A 15696-nucleotide genomic window follows, 5' to 3' on the forward strand; every position below is an offset into this window, starting at 1 on the left:
AACATGACGGAAGCCTATATTTATGACGCCACGCGGACCCCGCGCGGCAAAAAGAAGAACGGGGCGCTCAACGAGATCACCGCGCTGCAGCTGGCCACCCAGCAGCTCGAGGCGATCCGGGATCGCAATAATCTCGACACGGCGCTGGTCGATGATGTGATCATGGGCGTGGTCTCGCCGGTGGGCGAGCAGGGCGCGAACATTTCCCGCTCCGCCGTGATCAATGCCAATTATGCCGAGACGACGGCGGGCTATCAGCTCAACCGTTTTTGCGCCTCCGGCCTGGAAGCCGTGAACGTGGCCGCCGCGAAAGTCATGTCCGGCGAAGCCGATTTCGCCATTGGCGGCGGTGTTGAAGCCATGTCGCGCGTGCCGATGGGGTCCGATGGCGGGGCCATGGGTGCCGACCCGGAGATTTCCTTCGACCATTACATCGTGCCGCAGGGCGTCTCCGCCGACCTGATCGCGACCAAATACGGTTTCTCCCGCGATGATGTCGACAGCTATGCCGTGGAAAGCCAGAAGCGCGCCGCCCAGGCCTGGGCCGAGAAGCGCTTTGCCAAATCCATCGTGCCCGTGAAGGACCAGCTGGGACTGACCATCCTGGACCATGACGAGCATATGCGCCCGGGTACCGACATGCAGGGTCTGGGCTCGCTGAAGTCGGCCTTCAAGGATCTCTCCGATTTCGTCGGTTTCGAAGCCGTCGCGACCCAGCGCTATCCGGAAGTGGAATATCTCAACTGGGTCCACACGGGCGGCAATTCCTCCGGTATCGTGGACGGGTCGGGCATGGTCCTGGTCGGCTCCAAGGAAGCGGGCGAGAAAGCCGGTCTCAAGCCGCGCGCCCGTATCCGTGCCATGGCATCGATCGGCTCCGAGCCGACCATCATGCTGACCGGTCCGGTTCCGGTGACGGAAAAGGTCCTCAAGAAGGCCGGCATGTCCGCCTCCGACATTGATCTGTGGGAGCTGAACGAGGCTTTCGCCGCCGTCGTCCTGCGCCTGATGCAGGCCTATGACATTCCGCACGACAAGATGAATGTGAATGGTGGCGCTATCGCCATGGGTCACCCGCTGGGCGCAACCGGTGCGATGATCCTGGGCACTGTCCTCGACGAGCTGGAGCGCACGGGCAAGGAAACCGCCCTGACCACGCTCTGCGTCGGCGGCGGCATGGGCACGGCCACCATCATCGAGCGGGTCTAGGTCATGAGCGACACCAACGAGACTGATCGCAAGAGCGAAGACAATCTGATCCAGCTGGGCTTTGCGCGCGGCGTGCCGATGGGCATTGCTCTTGGCGTTGCGATGGGTGTGGCGCTGCAGAATGTGGCGCTGGGAATCTCGTTGGGTGTCGTTTTTGCGATGTCATTTTCTCTCGTCTTCGGCGCGGCCAAGGCGAAAGAACTCAAGAAAAAGCAGGACGCCGTCCAGACTGGCGATGCGTCCGACGAGGAGAAATCCTGATGTCTTTGAAAAACTTCACACTCGAAATCGATAATGACGGCATTGCCCTGGTCACGTTTGACAGCCCGGGCAAGTCGATGAATGTCATCTCCGCCGATGTCATGGACGACTTTGACGCCCTGACCGCGAAGATCATTTCCGACGAGGCCATCAAGGGTGTCGTCATCACCTCCGGCAAGTCGGCCTTCTGCGCCGGTGCCGATCTGTCCGAGCTCGGCGGGTCGTCTTCCGAAGCGGCCAAGCTTCCGGAAGACGAGATGAAGGCGAAGCTGTTTGAGCAGTGCTTCCGTCTCAACAAGACCTTCCGTGGCCTGGAAACCTGCGGCAAGCCGATCGCCGCGGCGGTCAACGGCCTCGCCTTGGGCGGCGGGTTCGAGATTGCCCTGGCCTGCCATTACCGCGTCATGCCGTCGGACAATCCGTCCGCCAAGCTGGGCCTGCCGGAAGCCATGGTCGGCGTTCTGCCGGGCGGTGGCGGCACCCAGCGCCTGCCGCGCCTGGTCGGTGTCATGAATGCTGCGCCGATCCTGCTTCAGGGTCAGCAGCTGGACGCCACCAAGGCCCAGGGCCTGGGCGTGGCCGATGCGGTCGTGCCGATGGCCGATCTGGTCGCGACGGCCAAGCAATTGGTCAAGGATGACCCCAAGGGCGGCAAGCAGCCCTGGGATGGCGACAAGTTCAAATTCCCGGGTGGTGGTCCCTACCATCCCGCCGGCGCCCAGATGTTCTCCGCCGCCTCTCCGATGCTGCGCAAGAACACCTATGGCAATTACCCGGCCCAGCGCTACATCCTGTCCTGCGTCTATGAAGGCAGCCAGGTCTCCATGGATCAGGCGATCCGCATTGAGAGCCGCTATTTCACCAAGCTGCTCCTGCGTCCGGAAAGCCGCAACATGATCCGCTCCATCTTCCTGTCCAAGCAGGATTTGGACAAGGGCGGCCGCCGTCCGGCCAGCCAGTCCAAGGGCGAGGTCAAGAAGATCGCCATCATCGGTGCCGGCTTCATGGGTGCGGGTATCGCCACGGTTTCCGCCCAGGCGGGTATCGAGATCGTGTTGATCGACGCCACCCAGGAAGGTGCCGACAAGGGCAAGGCCCATTGTACGGACCACTTCGCCAAGGGCGTCGCCCGCGGCAAGCTGAGCCAGGAAAAGGCTGACAAGCTGGGCGCCCTGATTACGCCGACCACCGACTACACCCTGATCAAGGATGTCGATCTGGTCGTCGAGGCCGTGTTCGAGAATTCCGAGCTGAAGGCCAAGATCACCAAGATGGCGGAAGAGCAGATCGGCGAAGACGCCGTGTTCGGCTCCAACACCTCCTCCATTCCGATCACGGATCTGGCCAAGGCTTCGGCCCGTCCGAAGAACTTCATCGGCATCCACTTCTTCTCGCCGGTCGAGAAGATGAATCTGGTCGAGATCATCATGGGCGGCGAAACCGGCGATTACGCCCTGTCGCGCGCGATCGATTTCGTCACCAAGATCAAGAAGACGCCGATCGTCGTGTCCGACACGCGCGGCTTCTACGCCAATCGCTGCGTCATGCGCTTTGTTGGCGAAGGCCTGAAAATGCTGTCCGAAGGCGTCAAGCCGGCCCTGATCGAGAATGCTGCCAAAATGGCGGGCATGCCGGTCGGCCCGCTCTCGCTGCAGGATGAAGTGGCCCTAGATCTCGGCGTGAAGCTGATCAAGCAGACCCAGTCCGATCTGGGCGATGCCTATCAGCCCAACGGCACCGAGCCGATCCTGTTCAAGATGGTCGAAGACTATGACCGTTGCGGCCGCAAGAACGGCAAGGGCTTCTACGACTATCCGGCTGAGAAGGGGCAGCCGAAACGCCTCTGGCCGGAACTGGAGCAGTTTGCTCCGGGCGGTGCCTATGCTGCCGACCAGCCCAGCGCCGATGTCGTGAAGGATCGCATCCTTTACGCCCAGGCCCTGGAAGCCGCCCGCTGCATGGAAGAGGGTATTGTCCAGGATCCGCGGGAAGCCGATGTCGGCTCCATTCTCGGCTGGGGCTTTGCGCCCTATACCGGTGGCACGCTCTCCTTCATCGACACTGTGGGGGCCAAGGCCTTCGTCGCGCGGGCCAAGGAACTTGAGGCCGCCTATGGCGACCAGTTCAAGGTTCCCGCGCTTCTGGAAGAGATGGCGTCGAAGGGTGAAACCTTCTATGGCCGCTTCGGAACGCAGGCTGCAGCCGCCTAGGCTTCGTCACTGCAATTGAGCAGGAAAGCCGGCGTAATCTCGGTTGCGCCGGCTTTTCTTTGCCGCTATTCCGGGCGCGAAATCAGAGTGTTGGAAGTTTTCACCAGGATATCCACAGAATCCGGAAAGTTTTCCACCAAGAGCGCGAACTTGTCCACGAAACGGCATGTTCGGTGCATTGCTGACCCGGCGTCTGACTGCTTTACTTCAATCATCGACAGCGACCGAAGCGGGCCTCAGGCCCAGGGCGCGACGGAAGGAAAGCCCGGACGGGCTGGCTCCCCCGGGAGGCAGAACCAGAGACGGGCAGGCCGGAAGAGACCAAGCCGCAAGGGGAGGGATCGGAAAGCCAGGCTCAAGGGAAGGACCCGCAAGGGTTCCGAAACGGACAGTCAGACCTTCTGGCGAGACCGAACCGGCTCCTCGGAGACGGGAAACAGGAAGCGACGATTACAGTACAGACCCGGGTCTGTACTGGCCTCGGTCCCCGGACCGGGGTGCGCGGAAGGAAACGGCCCCAAAGCCGATACCGGAAGCAACACGGCCGCCCGCCTCCAGATCCCCCCGGGGAGATGGGACGGGCGGTTGGTGCTTTGGGCGAGCGCTTTCCCCTCATGACATTAAATAAGCGATGTTTGCGCGTTTCCGGCTGGGAGAGGGCCCCACCACGCCATCCGGCTTGTCCGGCGGATAGGGCCGGGATAGTGGCCGCGCCTCTCACGCAGATGTCATCCAAGCTGATGTGACAGATGCTGACGCATCGCCCAATCTGGCTCCCTCCAGAGAACCGGTCCGGACATGTCACTCAACCTCTCCGAATATGCGCGGCCCCTGGCCTGGCGGCTCGCCCGACTGGCGCGTCTTGTGTTGACGGGACTCGTTGTTCTGGTCGCCATTTTCGCCTTTCAGGCGATTTTTGCGTTTCACGCATAACTATATCGAGCGCACCAAATTACTGAAATATCGAAGAAACTTGCCAATATTACTATAGTGTATAGAAGTTTAATCAATTATGAGGTGCGTTAACCTTTTCGCCGGTCAATATGCGCTCATCTGTGAAACGGGCAAGCTGAGCAGAGACTGAAACGACCATGACGAACCAGACCCATAACCAATGGCCGGCCTATGTGCGCACTGTGGCGCTCGTATGCTGGAGCCTCGCTGTCGTGATGACGGCTGCGCTGGGTTGGTCGGCCTGGCAGGCCTATGACACGGCCGGTGCCACAACGCGTCATGTCGAAGCCCGTCTGGGCCAGGATGTCAGCGTGGCGTCCAAGCCCGTCAGTCTTGTCGCGCGCCAATAGGCCTTTCTTCGAATTCATGATTTCACGGCTGGCCGTCCGGGCCGCGCCGGCGCTAGTGTTTCCTGGCAAGAGGAGACACGCCCATGGCCGAAGCCAGCCTGGATGATGATGACTACATCATCGGCACGGATGATATCGAAATTGCGCGCCTGGGGCAGCAGCACGCCATCTGGCGCGAAACCGCGCTGGCGGCGTGGCGCCGGGCCGGGATCAAGCCGGGCATGACCGTGATGGATGTCGGGGCCGGGCCCGGCTATGCCAGTTTCGACCTGGCGCGCATGGTGGGCCCGGAGGGCCGGGTCATCGCGCTGGACCAGTCCTCCCGTTTCCTGACCGCCCTTGAGACCGGTGCCCGCGAACGCGGGCTGGGTAATATCACCTGTATCGAGACCGATCTGGCCGAGATGGACTGGTCGGCGGTTGAATGCGATCTCGCCTGGACCCGCTGGTGCCTGTGCTTCGTGCCGGGCGTGCCCGATGTGATGGCGGGCATCGATCGGGCGCTCAAACCCGGCGGACGCTTCCTGGCGCAGGAATATGTCGATTATCGCAGCTTCCGGATCGAACCCGCCGAACCCGTCTTCGAGCGCTTCCTGTCTGCCGTCCGGGCCAGCTGGGTGCATTTCGGCGGCGATCCGGATATTGGCCGGCGTCTGCCCGGCCTGGCCAAGGAGCTGGGCTGGAGCGTCGATGATATGCGCCCGGTCATCCATGCGACCCGTCCGGGCGAATGGATGTGGACCTGGCCGACGGCCTGGCTGGAACAGTCGCCGCAGCGCCTGAGTGAGCTGGGCTTTCTGGACGCCGGGGATGTTGGGCCCTTCCGCGATTTTCTGGCGCGCCGGACCGCCGACCCGGCTAGCCTGCTGATCACGCCGATGGTGCTGGAATTCAGCGCCTTGAAGCCGGGCTGATGGGAGGGCATCCAGCCGATACAGCGCAGTTTGATGCGGGTCAGAGCCTGCCCATGCACCGGCATGCCCAAGCCTATGCCGCTCTGATCCTGGAAGGCGGCTATGACGAGTTCGGCCTGGATGGCCGCTATGCCTGCGCGGCGGGGGATGTGGTGCTTCACCCCCGTTTTCACGCGCACGGGAACCATTTTTCCCAAGGGCGGGCAGACGTGCTCGACATCCCCCTGCCGGGCGATGCGGCAGATCAGCGGGGCCTTGTTGTTCTCGCCGGTGTCGATCTGGAGGTCTTGCTGCATCTGGCCCGGACAGACCCCAAGGCGGCCGGACACGCCCTGATCGAGGAAAGTACCGGCCGCGAAGCTCTCGAACCCCCAGGCTGGCTGGACAGCTTTCTTTCGCGTGTCCTGGCCGGGCGATCAGTGGCCTGGAGTGCGGCGCAGGCGCAGGTCTCTCCTGAACATGCCAGCCGGACCTGCAAAGACTGGTATGGCCTGCCGCCCCTGGCACTGCGGCGTGAAGCCCGGATTCGTGAGGCGATCCGGGCTCTGAGGTCAGGTGTGCCGATCTGCGAGGCTGCTGACATTGCGGGCTTTTCCGACCAGCCGCATTTCACGCGCGTCCTACGCGCCCAGACCGGTTTCACGCCCTCGCGCATCTGTTGCGTCTGAGCAGATCAGAAATGTTCAAGACGGCGGCACGGATATCTGTCTCTCTTGTGTAAGCGCCTGGGGGGCGCTTCGACGACGAGACCGCGACCATGCGATTGATTGCCCTAACCTGTGCCGCTGCGCTGAGCGCGGCCATCGCTCCCACTGTTCTGGCCCAGACCGAAGAGGCGGCCAACACGGCCGTTGATTTCACCACCCAATGGACGGTCCGCGCGGCGCCGGGGATGGATGCGATCCTGCTGATCGGCATCCTGTCCGGTGATGAGCTGCAATCCCATTATTATGGGGAAACCATTGGCTTCTTGCGCGAAGCGCTGCCTTCCGAAGCCGTAGAAGCGGCCGACCGTGTCGGGGCCAGCTTCCGGGAAAGCGGCAGTCTGACCGGTCCGACCCTGGCGCTCATCTTTTCCGCGGGTCCGTTCGCGACGCTTGATGATGTGATTGCGTCTGCAGCCGATCCGGAGACGCATTTGCGGGCCAATCTGGAAGCGTCGGACAATTGGAGCGAGGAGCGCTATTCCGGTCTCATGGAGATCCTGCCGGACGTCCACACGGCGCTCGAAGGCCTGCGCAGCATCAATTACTCCGCCTGGTACCAAGCCCAGCTGATGCCGAATATCGCTCCGGCCGTGGAGGCCAATCTGGCCGCCGTGTCGGCTTATGACATCATTCCGGAGCAGGAGCGCCTTCTGGGACGCACGCTCGCACCGGAGATTGAAATCCTGGTCCTGCGCTTCTCCCAGCCCTATGGGATCCGGATCACGGGGCAGCGCTTCATCGCCTATTATGGCTGGGATGCGAACATCCAGCTGCGGGTTGCGGCGCACGAGATCTTCCATCCGCCCTTTGACCGGACCGACCCGGAAATCCTGTCGCGTTTCGAGGCCCTGGAAGCGGATCCCTGGTTCCGTTCCATTGTCGATAATCACGATCCGGCCTTCGGCTATAATTCCGCGATGAGCATCCTCAACGAGGACTCCACCCAGGCTCTGGACCAGATCGTGTCGGAACGCATCGGTGTAGCGCGCGACCCGCGCCAACGCTGGACCCATGCCGATGGCAGCATGCATTTGCTGGCGGCGGCCCTCTATCACGCGATGAAGGAAGACGGGTTCGACCAGAGCGGCGGGGTCTATTCCGACTGGCTCAAATCAGCCTTCGACCGGGGCCTTCTGACCCCGGAGGAAGTGCGCCGGCGCGCGGCCATCGTCGTCGACGAGGCGACCGTCAATTCCTGGTATGAGCGCCTGCACGCGGAAAACTGATATCCGGGTTTGCCGGGCGCCAAATCCCGATACTGTGCGGATACAGGCGGGAGAATGGAATGAGCTATACCCTTATCGGCGCCCCGGTATCCCTCTACACCGGCAAAGTCCGCGGCTATCTGCGCTGGAAAAATGTCCCCTTCCGCGAGGAAATGGCGACGCGTGAAGTCTACAAACGCACCATCCTGCCGCGGGTGGGCTGGTCGGTGATTCCCGTGGTCATCCATGAGGATGGCTCCGAGGACGGGGTGACACTGCAGGACACGACCGAGATCATCGATCATGTGGAACAGGCCGAACCTGGTCCCTCCGTCTATCCGGACACGGTCCGCCAGCATCTGGCCGCGCTTATCCTGGAATTGTTCGGGGATGAATGGCTGGTTATCCCCGCCATGCATTACCGCTGGGCCTATAATCGCGATTTCGCCCACCGCGAATTCGGTGCCATGCAGAACCCGCATCTGCCGGCCCAGGAACAATGGGATGCGGCGGAGAAGGCGGTCGCCTTCTTCTCCGGCAGTATACGCGGTCTGGGCGTCAATCCGGACAGTGTTGCCGCGATCGAGGATGCGTATGAGGCCTTTCTGGCGGTCTTTGACGCGCATCTGGCCGAGCATGATTTCCTGTTCGGCAGTCGGCCTTCCATTGGCGATTTCGGGTTTCTGGGCCCGCTCTACGCGCACTTGCTGCGTGACCCTGAGTCAGGTGCCTTGATGCGGCGCATTGCACCGCGCGTGGCCGACTGGGCGGAGCGTTGTCATGCTCCGCAACATGCCCTGACCGGAGACTTCCTGCCGGATGATGAAATCCCGTCCGGCGTCACGGCTTTGCTGCGGCAGTTTGCTGCGCAGCAATTGCCCGTGCTCATGGACACAGCATCGGCGCTGGAAGATTGGGGAAAGGCCAATCCTGACGAGGTGGAAATTCCGCGTATCCTCGGGTTTCACAAAGCAAAAATCGGCCGTGGCGCAAGTGTCGTCGAGACGGATCGGGCAATTATTCCTTATCCGCTCTGGATGCTGCAGCGGGTCACGGATTATCTCTGCGGCCTAACAGGTGAGGACAGGGCTGAAGCGGAGGAATTGCTGCGCAGCATCGGGGCGCAGCAATTGATCGATTTCCAACTGCCTTTCCGTCTCGCGCGGCCCCATTTCAAATTGTCCCGCGCCGGATAGGTCAGGCGCCGAACCGCCAGATATCCATTGCCAGTGATCCCCGGCTCCAGGAGGTGTGCAGGCATTCTGCCTTTCCGCCGCCGGCCGCCATGGCGGTCAGGAGTGGGCGGAAATGCTCTGGTGTCGGGTGGTTGAGGTCTGAAAAGGGCAGGGCCTGCCAGTTCACGGTGGCTTCTGCATCGCCGCTCTCAATGGCCGGAAGGATCGCAGAGCGGAAGGCCTGGGCGGCCGGATGCGGCGGATCATATTCGTCATGGCTGAAGGCCAGGCGCAGCGAGTGCGTCAGGGAACCGGAGCCGATGATCTGCACGCCCTGTTCGGACAGGGGTTGGAGTGCACGGCCCAGGGCGATCGCTGCCTGGTCTGTTGCGGGCAGGCTGACCTGGAAAACCGGGATGTCGGCTTCGGGCCGGATGAGCGCCATGGGAATCCAGGCGCCATGATCACGACCGCGCACCGGTTCCGCGATAGCGTTCAGTCCGGCCGATCGAAGGGTCTCCAGCACCGTGTCCGCCACGTCCGGAGCGCCGGGCGCTTCGTAAAGCGTGCTCTCCAGCACAGGGCCGAAGCCCCGGAAGTCATGGATGGTCGGCAATTCAGCGCCCGTCTGGACACGGACCGGGTCAGCTTCCCAGTGCGCCGAGACAATCAGGATTGCGCGGACATCTGCCGGCAGGGCCAGGTCGGCCATGGCCTTGTGGGATTCAGACGGCGTGATCAACACGTCGGGTGCGCCATGGGAGATGAAGAGCGGGGCAATCATGTCGGCCTCAATTGTTTCTGGACCGACAATCTGGTGTTTTTTCTGAAATCATATAAGTATGAGAAATCGAGACTTTCTGTTTCTTGTGGGGAATAAATGGACCGGATTGATGCGCTGCGCCTATTCTGCTCTGTGGCCGAGCTGGGCAGTTTCACCAAGGCGGCCGAGCGCGAGGCGATGACGCCAGGCGCGGCATCCAAGCAGATCACAGCGCTGGAACAGCGGCTTCAGGCCCGGCTGTTCGAGCGTACGACGCGGTCTGTCCGCCTCACTGATGCGGGCTCGGCCCTGCTGGAACGGGTTCTGCCCTGGCTTTCCGAATATGACGCGCTGGCGGAAGGGGTGGCGGAAGCCCGCTCTGCACCGGCCGGAACGCTCCGTATTGCAGCCCCGGTCGATTTCGGCGCGCGTGCCCTGGTGCCAGTGGTGGCGGATTTCATAAAGGCCTGGCCGCAGGTCGAGGTCCGGCTCTCCTTTGCAGACCGCATGGTCGATCTCGTCAATGAAGGCTTCGATCTGGGCGTGCGTATCGGCAATCTTACCGATAGCGCCTTGATCGCCCGGCGCCTGGCCCAGGCGGACATGGTGACCATGGCGGCGCCTGACTATATCGCCCGCGCCGGGGCACCGGCATCGCCGGCGGATCTGAGCGCTCATGAATGCATTGTCGACCGCAACAAGCCGGCACCCCAATTGCTGAAATTCGAGCGCGACGGTGAAATGGCGGAAGCCCGTATCAGCGGTCGGATCACACTGAACGGGGCCGTGGCCGCCGTCGCTGCGGCGGAAGCGGGGCTCGGCATTGCCTGTTCACCGAAATGGGCAGCGCAGGAGGCCTTGGCGGCTGGCCGGGTCGTCGAGATCATGCCGGACTGGACACCCGAGCATCGCTATCTCTGGGCGGTCTTCCCATCCAACAGATACATGACCCATCGGGTCCGCCTGTTTGTCGATTATCTCAGCGAACGGTTTGCCGGCGTGATCTGATCCGGTCGGATCCGAGGGCAGATCGTACGCGCTCATCACCCATTCATGTGCTATCCTGTCTTTGAGCGGTTCTGGACAGGCGCTCGGTGCGTATGAGGGGATGCACATGAAACGATTTCTGACACTGGCACTGGTGTGTGCCGGTATTTCAGCTTGCACGACGACCACGACCGGGCCGTCCGGCTATGGCATGGCCATGACGGCGGTGGATGATGTCCGGGCCAATGAGGGGCAGATCACGTCCTTTGGGTATGAGCTTTCCAGCTTCAATAACTGGGATGGCCGCATGTCCTATCTCGAGGAAGACGGTCAGGCGCGCGTGTCGCTGCGACTGCGTCAGGATGGCGGCGAAGCCGATTATGTCGATCTGGCCATCGCCATGCCTTATCTCGACGGCGGTGTGCGGCGTTTCTACGGACACACGGCCGGTGGAGAGCGTGTCGCCGTCGAGCTTCAGGCCGGACCGTGCGAAGCCGCTCCAGGCAATGGCCATACGTATTTCGCTGTGGTCAGCTATGGGGGCGAGACCCTGTCGGGGTGCGGCCGGGAAGTGGCGCGTGACGACAATTGGTCGAACTATCTGATGTCCTATTTGCCGGCGATTGATGCCTGTCTGGACGAAATGGGTGATCGCGCCCGCCATGTCTCGGTGGCCTACACGCTGCCGGGCGGCAATATCGCCATTCGTCTTGTCGATAGGGAAACCCAGACCTGGGAATGCGCGACACGCGAAGAGGGTATGGCCATCAACTCCCTGCGTCAGCTGGATGGTGTCGATATCATGCATGGAGAGGGCGATCCGATCTTTGTCCGCGGCGAGTATCCGGACTTCGGGGAAGGCTGCTATGTCTATGAAACCGTGCGCCTGGCCGATGGCAGCCTGGTGGGATCATTCGGTTTCGATACCTGCAATGCCACCCTGGTCTCGTCCCGCGAGCCGGGGGTGGGCTAGGTCTTAACCCCGTTTTTACGCGAACGGGCCGAGGGCTTGGGCATGCAAATACGTGCGCTGATCACCTGTCTGGCCCTGACCAGTCTGAGCGCCGCGCCCGCCCATGCGGAGCTGCGGGATGTCGCCTATTCTGTTGAGGCCGGGACGGGTTCGATCTGGCTGGAATTTGATGAGCAGCCTGAGGCGGTTACCACCCAGGTCACCGAAACGGGTTTGCTCCTGATGATTGCCGGCGTGAATGCCCGCTCGCGCACGATCTCGCCCTACAACAACGCTCTGGTCTCCGCTGTCCAACTGGTGCCGCAAGGCGATGCCGGTGTCCTGGTGAACCTGCAGGGCCGGCAATCCTGGGCCGGTGCCCGTGCAGACGTGGTGGGTAATGCTGTTTTGGTCCGCTTCGGTGTCGAGGCTGGGCCGGCTGGCGTCATTCAGGTGGCAGAAGCGCCTGAGCCGCAGACAGGCGCCTTGCGCCGTACCGAGCCCGGGGGCGATTTCGCTTCAGGCCCGATGGTCTACGATCAGGCTGACGAAGTGTCGACCGAGCCCGTTGACCACATGGCGACAGATGCGGGTCCGGTGATGCCTGTATCCGGACATGACGATCATGCCACAGATGAGGCGCCCAACACGCCTGCGGCTTCGCCGGTCGCGTCGACGCCAGCACCCGAATCTGGGGAGCCTGCAGGCACGGTTGGCTCCGCCCACCAGGCACTGCCGCCTGCGGAATGTGCCGACGAGGCGGCCGCCGTTGAAGAAAGCCCCTGGGACGATGAACGCCTGTTTGCTCACGCGGCCTGTCTCAGCATGGCGGATGATCTGGGGCGCGCTGCCGCGATCTATGAGCAGATGCTGGCCTTTGAACCGGAAAATTTCCGCGCCCTGATTGCGTTGGCCGAGCTGCGCGAGGAACAGGGCAATCCCGCCGGTGCCCGCGATCTCTATAATCAGGCGGCCTCGCACGCGATCAGTGATGCAGAGGCTGCCCGGGCCCGTGCCCGTCTTCGCGAGTTGCGTGAATACTAGGGCTTCACCCCGGCCAGCATTGTGTGCGAGAGGAAGGCAAATCCGTTTGCCATCCCGCAGGAATTCCGATGAGCGAAATTGAACCCGCAGGCCGCGTCCTCATTATCGCAGGCTCCGACAGTGGTGGTGGGGCTGGTATCCAGGCCGACATCAAGGCGGTCTCGGCCATGGGCGGGTATGCGGCGACGGCCATCACTGCCATCACGGTCCAGAACACAAAGGGTGTGTCGGCGATCCATCCCGTACCTGATGACATCATCGCCGGACAGATCAAGGCCGTGCTGGAGGATATCGGCGCGGATGTGATCAAGACCGGCATGCTGGCGACGCCCGCCATTGTGGAGCTGGTCGCCGAATGTCTGGAGCAGCAGGGGCCGCTCCTTCCGCTGGTGCTGGACCCCGTGATGATTGCCACCTCGGGCGATCGCCTGGTGGATGAGGATACGGAAACAGCGATCCGCGATCGGCTGCTTCCGCTCGCTGCGCTGGTGACCCCGAACATCCCTGAGGCCGAACGCCTCACTGGTGGGACGGTTGAAAATCTGGGCGACCAGATCGCAGCGGCTGAGGCCTTGATGGAGCTTGGCGCCAAGGCGGCGCTTATCAAGGGCGGGCACCTCAAGGGCCCGGTCGTCACGGATGTCCTGGTTTCCACACGGGGCATGGAGATCATGGAGCGTCCGCGCATCCAGACGCGTCATACGCATGGCACGGGGTGCACGCTGGCCTCGGCGATTGCGGCCCGGCTGGCCAATGGGGAGGCCCTGTCTGACGCGGTGCGGACCGCCGGGGATTACCTGCATGAAGCGATCAATCGCGCGCCCGGTTTCGGCGAAGGCCATGGCCCGGTCGACCATATGTGGGTGCTGCGACCCTAGTCTGCGGCCTCGTCCGGGCGTTTGCGGGCCAGCCACACGCCCAGCAGGATGACGCCGAGGGCGGCCACGGCATTCCAGCCAATGGTTTCTCCGATCAGCAGGCCGGTCAGCATGGCCGCGATCGGTGTGAGATAATTGGCAATCGCCAGGAAATTCGGGCCCGCCGAGCCGGCCACCCGCATCAGAACGACCGAGGCCAATGCCGTCGGTCCCACGGCCAGCCAGGCCACGGACAGCCAAGCATGGGGATCGACCTCTGCGCCATGCCGGATCAATTCCCAGCAGCCCAGCGGCAGCGCGAATATCGCCGCACAGATCAGCATGCCGGCACTGGACACAGAGGGCGGGGTTTCCGGCACGAGCCGCGCCAGAATGGCATTGATGCCATAGCAGACCGCCGCGCCGACAATGGCCAGCTGGGCCCAGGTATCCTGTCCGCCCAATTGCGACAGGGCGGCTGGTCCCAGAAGCAGGACGACGCCGGCAAAACCTACAATGATGCCGACCATCCGGCGCGAATTGAGTCGCTCACCCGGAACGAAAACATGCGCCAGGGCGACCGTCGCCAGAGGCATGGTCGCCACCAGAATGCCCGCCAGGGCGCTGTCGATATGCTGCTGACCCCAACTGACGAAGAAGAAGGGCAGTGTGTTCCCGAAAAAGCCCAACCCGGCAAACCAGAGCCAGCGCGGGTCCCGGAGCGCAGGGAGTTTGCGGCCCCGCAAATAGGCCCAGCCTGTGAGAAGCACGGCAGCAGCACCGATCCGCACAAGGATCAGGGCCGCGGGCGGCAGGGTTTCCACGCTCTGCTTGATGAAGGCGAAGGCGGACCCCCACAACACGGTCAGCAGGAGCAGGGCCGCCCAGTCACGCAGGGTGGGATGTTTCAGCGGTGTGGTCACAGGACGGATTCCAACCCATCGACAAAGGCCGCGATGTCGTCGGCGTCGTTGTAGAGGTGCGGTGTCACGCGCAGTCGGTCGCCACGCTGGGACACATTGATATTCCGCGCGGCCAGACGGGCGACCAGGTCCGGCGGGCTGCCGGCCGGCAGGGTGAGCGCCAGATAATGCGGTGCCCGACCCGGTGTATCGTCGGTCAGGCCCAGCGGCGCTGTGGCGGCGGCGATTTCAGCCGTGCGGGCGGCAAGTGTCTCGCAGAGCGCGTCCACGCCCCAGTCCAGGATCTGGGCCAGCGCTGACGCAGCCGCCGGTACCAGCTGGAAGCCGGAGCGCTCGCCCATGTCAAAGCGCTTGGCGCCGGGGGCGTAAGCGTCCGCATAGTCGACAAGGCGCGCGAAATCCTCTGCCCGGTCGCGCACGATCCAGTTCTCTTCCAGCGCTTCGCCATCCTGATGGTGTTCGGCGACGTAGAGATAGCCGAGCGAATAGGGGCCCAGTAGCCATTTGTATCCCGCCGCCACGGCAAAGTCGGGCTGGATGGCGTGCATGTCGAAGGGAAGGGCACCCAGGGATTGGGTCAGGTCGAGCACGAGCGCCGCACCCTGGCGGCGCGCGGCGTCGCTGATGGCAGGAAGGTCGAGCTGGCCGCCATCGGCCCAATGGACCTGCGGGCAGGCGACGATGGACGTGGCCGGGCCGATCGCGCCCAGCATGGCCTCGCTCCAGGACTGGTTGGCAGAGCGTTTCACCGTGCGGACGCGGCATCCATGCTCTTCCGCCAGCTTCCGCCAGACATAGACATGGGAGGGGAATTGCTCGTCCAGGACCAGGATTTCGGTGCGCTTCTGCGGGGCCAGGTTCCGGGCGGCCGTGGCGAGACCGTAGGAGGCCGCCGGGACAAGGGCGACATCTCCGGCCTCGGCGCCAAACAGTCGGGCAGCCTGGGCGCGCAGGGCGTCGGGCGTGTCGAAGAAATCCTGCTGGATGTCATAATGCCAGGGCTGCGCCTTGCCGCGATAGCTGGCTTCGCCCGCGGCGACGGCGGCCTTGGGCATCGGGCCCATATAGGCGGCATTGAGGTAGATCCGGTCGCGAGGCAGATCAAAAAGGGAGCGTTGGGACGGGATCATGACCCAGCCTCTTGCCCCGGCGCACAGAGGGCGTCAACGTGCAAACCGCTGTACA

15 protein-coding genes are annotated in these 15696 nt (G+C 63.1%); 12 read left to right on the plus strand and 3 right to left on the minus strand.

Annotation, left to right across the window (positions count from 1 at the left end; genetic code table 11):
* Window positions 1–3: 3 nt before the first annotated feature.
* The 8 genes from I0K07_RS05595 (at window position 4) to I0K07_RS05630 (ending at window position 9006) form a co-directional block, all read left to right on the plus strand.
* Window positions 4–1209 carry an acetyl-CoA C-acetyltransferase gene (locus I0K07_RS05595; RefSeq protein ID WP_203291833.1) on the plus strand — a complete coding sequence of 402 codons (1206 nt, stop codon included), beginning with the start codon at window positions 4–6 and terminating at the stop codon, window positions 1207–1209.
* Window positions 1210–1212: 3 nt separating this feature from the next.
* The gene (locus I0K07_RS05600) at window positions 1213–1470 is read left to right on the plus strand and encodes a glycine zipper domain-containing protein (protein WP_203291834.1); all 258 of its coding nucleotides are present in this window, start codon (window positions 1213–1215) and stop codon (window positions 1468–1470) included.
* The gene (locus I0K07_RS05605) at window positions 1470–3680 is read left to right on the plus strand and encodes a 3-hydroxyacyl-CoA dehydrogenase NAD-binding domain-containing protein (RefSeq protein WP_203291835.1); all 2211 of its coding nucleotides are present in this window, start codon (window positions 1470–1472) and stop codon (window positions 3678–3680) included. The genes I0K07_RS05600 and I0K07_RS05605 overlap by 1 nt, the downstream gene beginning before the upstream one ends.
* Before the next feature lie 1091 nt (window positions 3681–4771).
* Window positions 4772–4984 carry a hypothetical protein gene (locus tag I0K07_RS05610; RefSeq protein WP_203291836.1) on the plus strand — a complete coding sequence of 71 codons (213 nt, stop codon included), beginning with the start codon at window positions 4772–4774 and terminating at the stop codon, window positions 4982–4984.
* An 83-nt stretch (window positions 4985–5067) separates the two neighbouring features.
* Entirely contained in the window at window positions 5068–5898 is an 831-nt protein-coding gene (locus tag I0K07_RS05615) for a class I SAM-dependent methyltransferase (RefSeq protein ID WP_203291837.1), read from the plus strand.
* On the plus strand, window positions 5898–6566 hold the full coding sequence (locus tag I0K07_RS05620) for a helix-turn-helix domain-containing protein (protein ID WP_203291838.1): 669 nt from the start codon (window positions 5898–5900) through the stop codon (window positions 6564–6566). The genes I0K07_RS05615 and I0K07_RS05620 overlap by 1 nt, the downstream gene beginning before the upstream one ends.
* An 89-nt stretch (window positions 6567–6655) precedes the next feature.
* Window positions 6656–7831: a hypothetical protein gene (locus I0K07_RS05625; RefSeq protein WP_203291839.1), complete on the plus strand. Its 1176-nt coding sequence runs from the start codon at window positions 6656–6658 to the stop codon at window positions 7829–7831.
* 59 nt (window positions 7832–7890) lie between these two features.
* Window positions 7891–9006, plus strand: a complete 1116-nt coding sequence (locus I0K07_RS05630) for a glutathione S-transferase family protein (protein ID WP_203291840.1) — start codon at window positions 7891–7893, stop codon at window positions 9004–9006.
* 1 nt (window position 9007) lies between these two features.
* On the opposite strand, the gene I0K07_RS05635 is transcribed toward I0K07_RS05630, so the two are convergent.
* Window positions 9008–9769, minus strand: a complete 762-nt coding sequence (locus I0K07_RS05635; RefSeq protein WP_203291841.1) for a DODA-type extradiol aromatic ring-opening family dioxygenase — start codon at window positions 9767–9769, stop codon at window positions 9008–9010.
* A gap of 96 nt (window positions 9770–9865) precedes the next feature.
* Here I0K07_RS05635 and I0K07_RS05640 point away from each other — a divergent pair, with 96 nt between their 5' ends.
* The 4 genes from I0K07_RS05640 (at window position 9866) to thiD (ending at window position 13609) form a co-directional block, all read left to right on the plus strand.
* Entirely contained in the window at window positions 9866–10756 is an 891-nt protein-coding gene (locus I0K07_RS05640) for a LysR family transcriptional regulator (RefSeq protein ID WP_203291842.1), read from the plus strand.
* Between the two features lie 106 nt (window positions 10757–10862).
* Entirely contained in the window at window positions 10863–11708 is an 846-nt protein-coding gene (locus I0K07_RS05645) for a hypothetical protein (protein ID WP_203291843.1), read from the plus strand.
* Window positions 11709–11750: 42 nt separating this feature from the next.
* Window positions 11751–12731, plus strand: a complete 981-nt coding sequence (locus tag I0K07_RS05650; RefSeq protein WP_203291844.1) for a tetratricopeptide repeat protein — start codon at window positions 11751–11753, stop codon at window positions 12729–12731.
* Between the two features lie 68 nt (window positions 12732–12799).
* Window positions 12800–13609: a bifunctional hydroxymethylpyrimidine kinase/phosphomethylpyrimidine kinase gene (gene thiD, locus I0K07_RS05655; RefSeq protein ID WP_203291845.1), complete on the plus strand. Its 810-nt coding sequence runs from the start codon at window positions 12800–12802 to the stop codon at window positions 13607–13609.
* Here the strand turns inward: thiD and I0K07_RS05660 are convergent.
* Window positions 13606–14511: a DMT family transporter gene (locus tag I0K07_RS05660; protein WP_338041025.1), complete on the minus strand. Its 906-nt coding sequence runs from the start codon at window positions 14509–14511 to the stop codon at window positions 13606–13608. The genes thiD and I0K07_RS05660 overlap by 4 nt on opposite strands.
* Window positions 14508–15641 (minus strand): aminotransferase class V-fold PLP-dependent enzyme, encoded by a 1134-nt coding sequence (locus tag I0K07_RS05665; protein WP_238934570.1) that lies wholly within the window; start codon window positions 15639–15641, stop codon window positions 14508–14510. Before I0K07_RS05665 ends, I0K07_RS05660 begins: the two co-directional genes overlap by 4 nt.
* Between the last annotated feature and the right edge of the window lie 55 nt (window positions 15642–15696).

It is taken from the genome of Maricaulis parjimensis, assembly GCF_016817355.1.
In the GTDB taxonomy this organism is placed as follows: Bacteria; Pseudomonadota; Alphaproteobacteria; order Caulobacterales; family Maricaulaceae; genus Maricaulis; species Maricaulis parjimensis.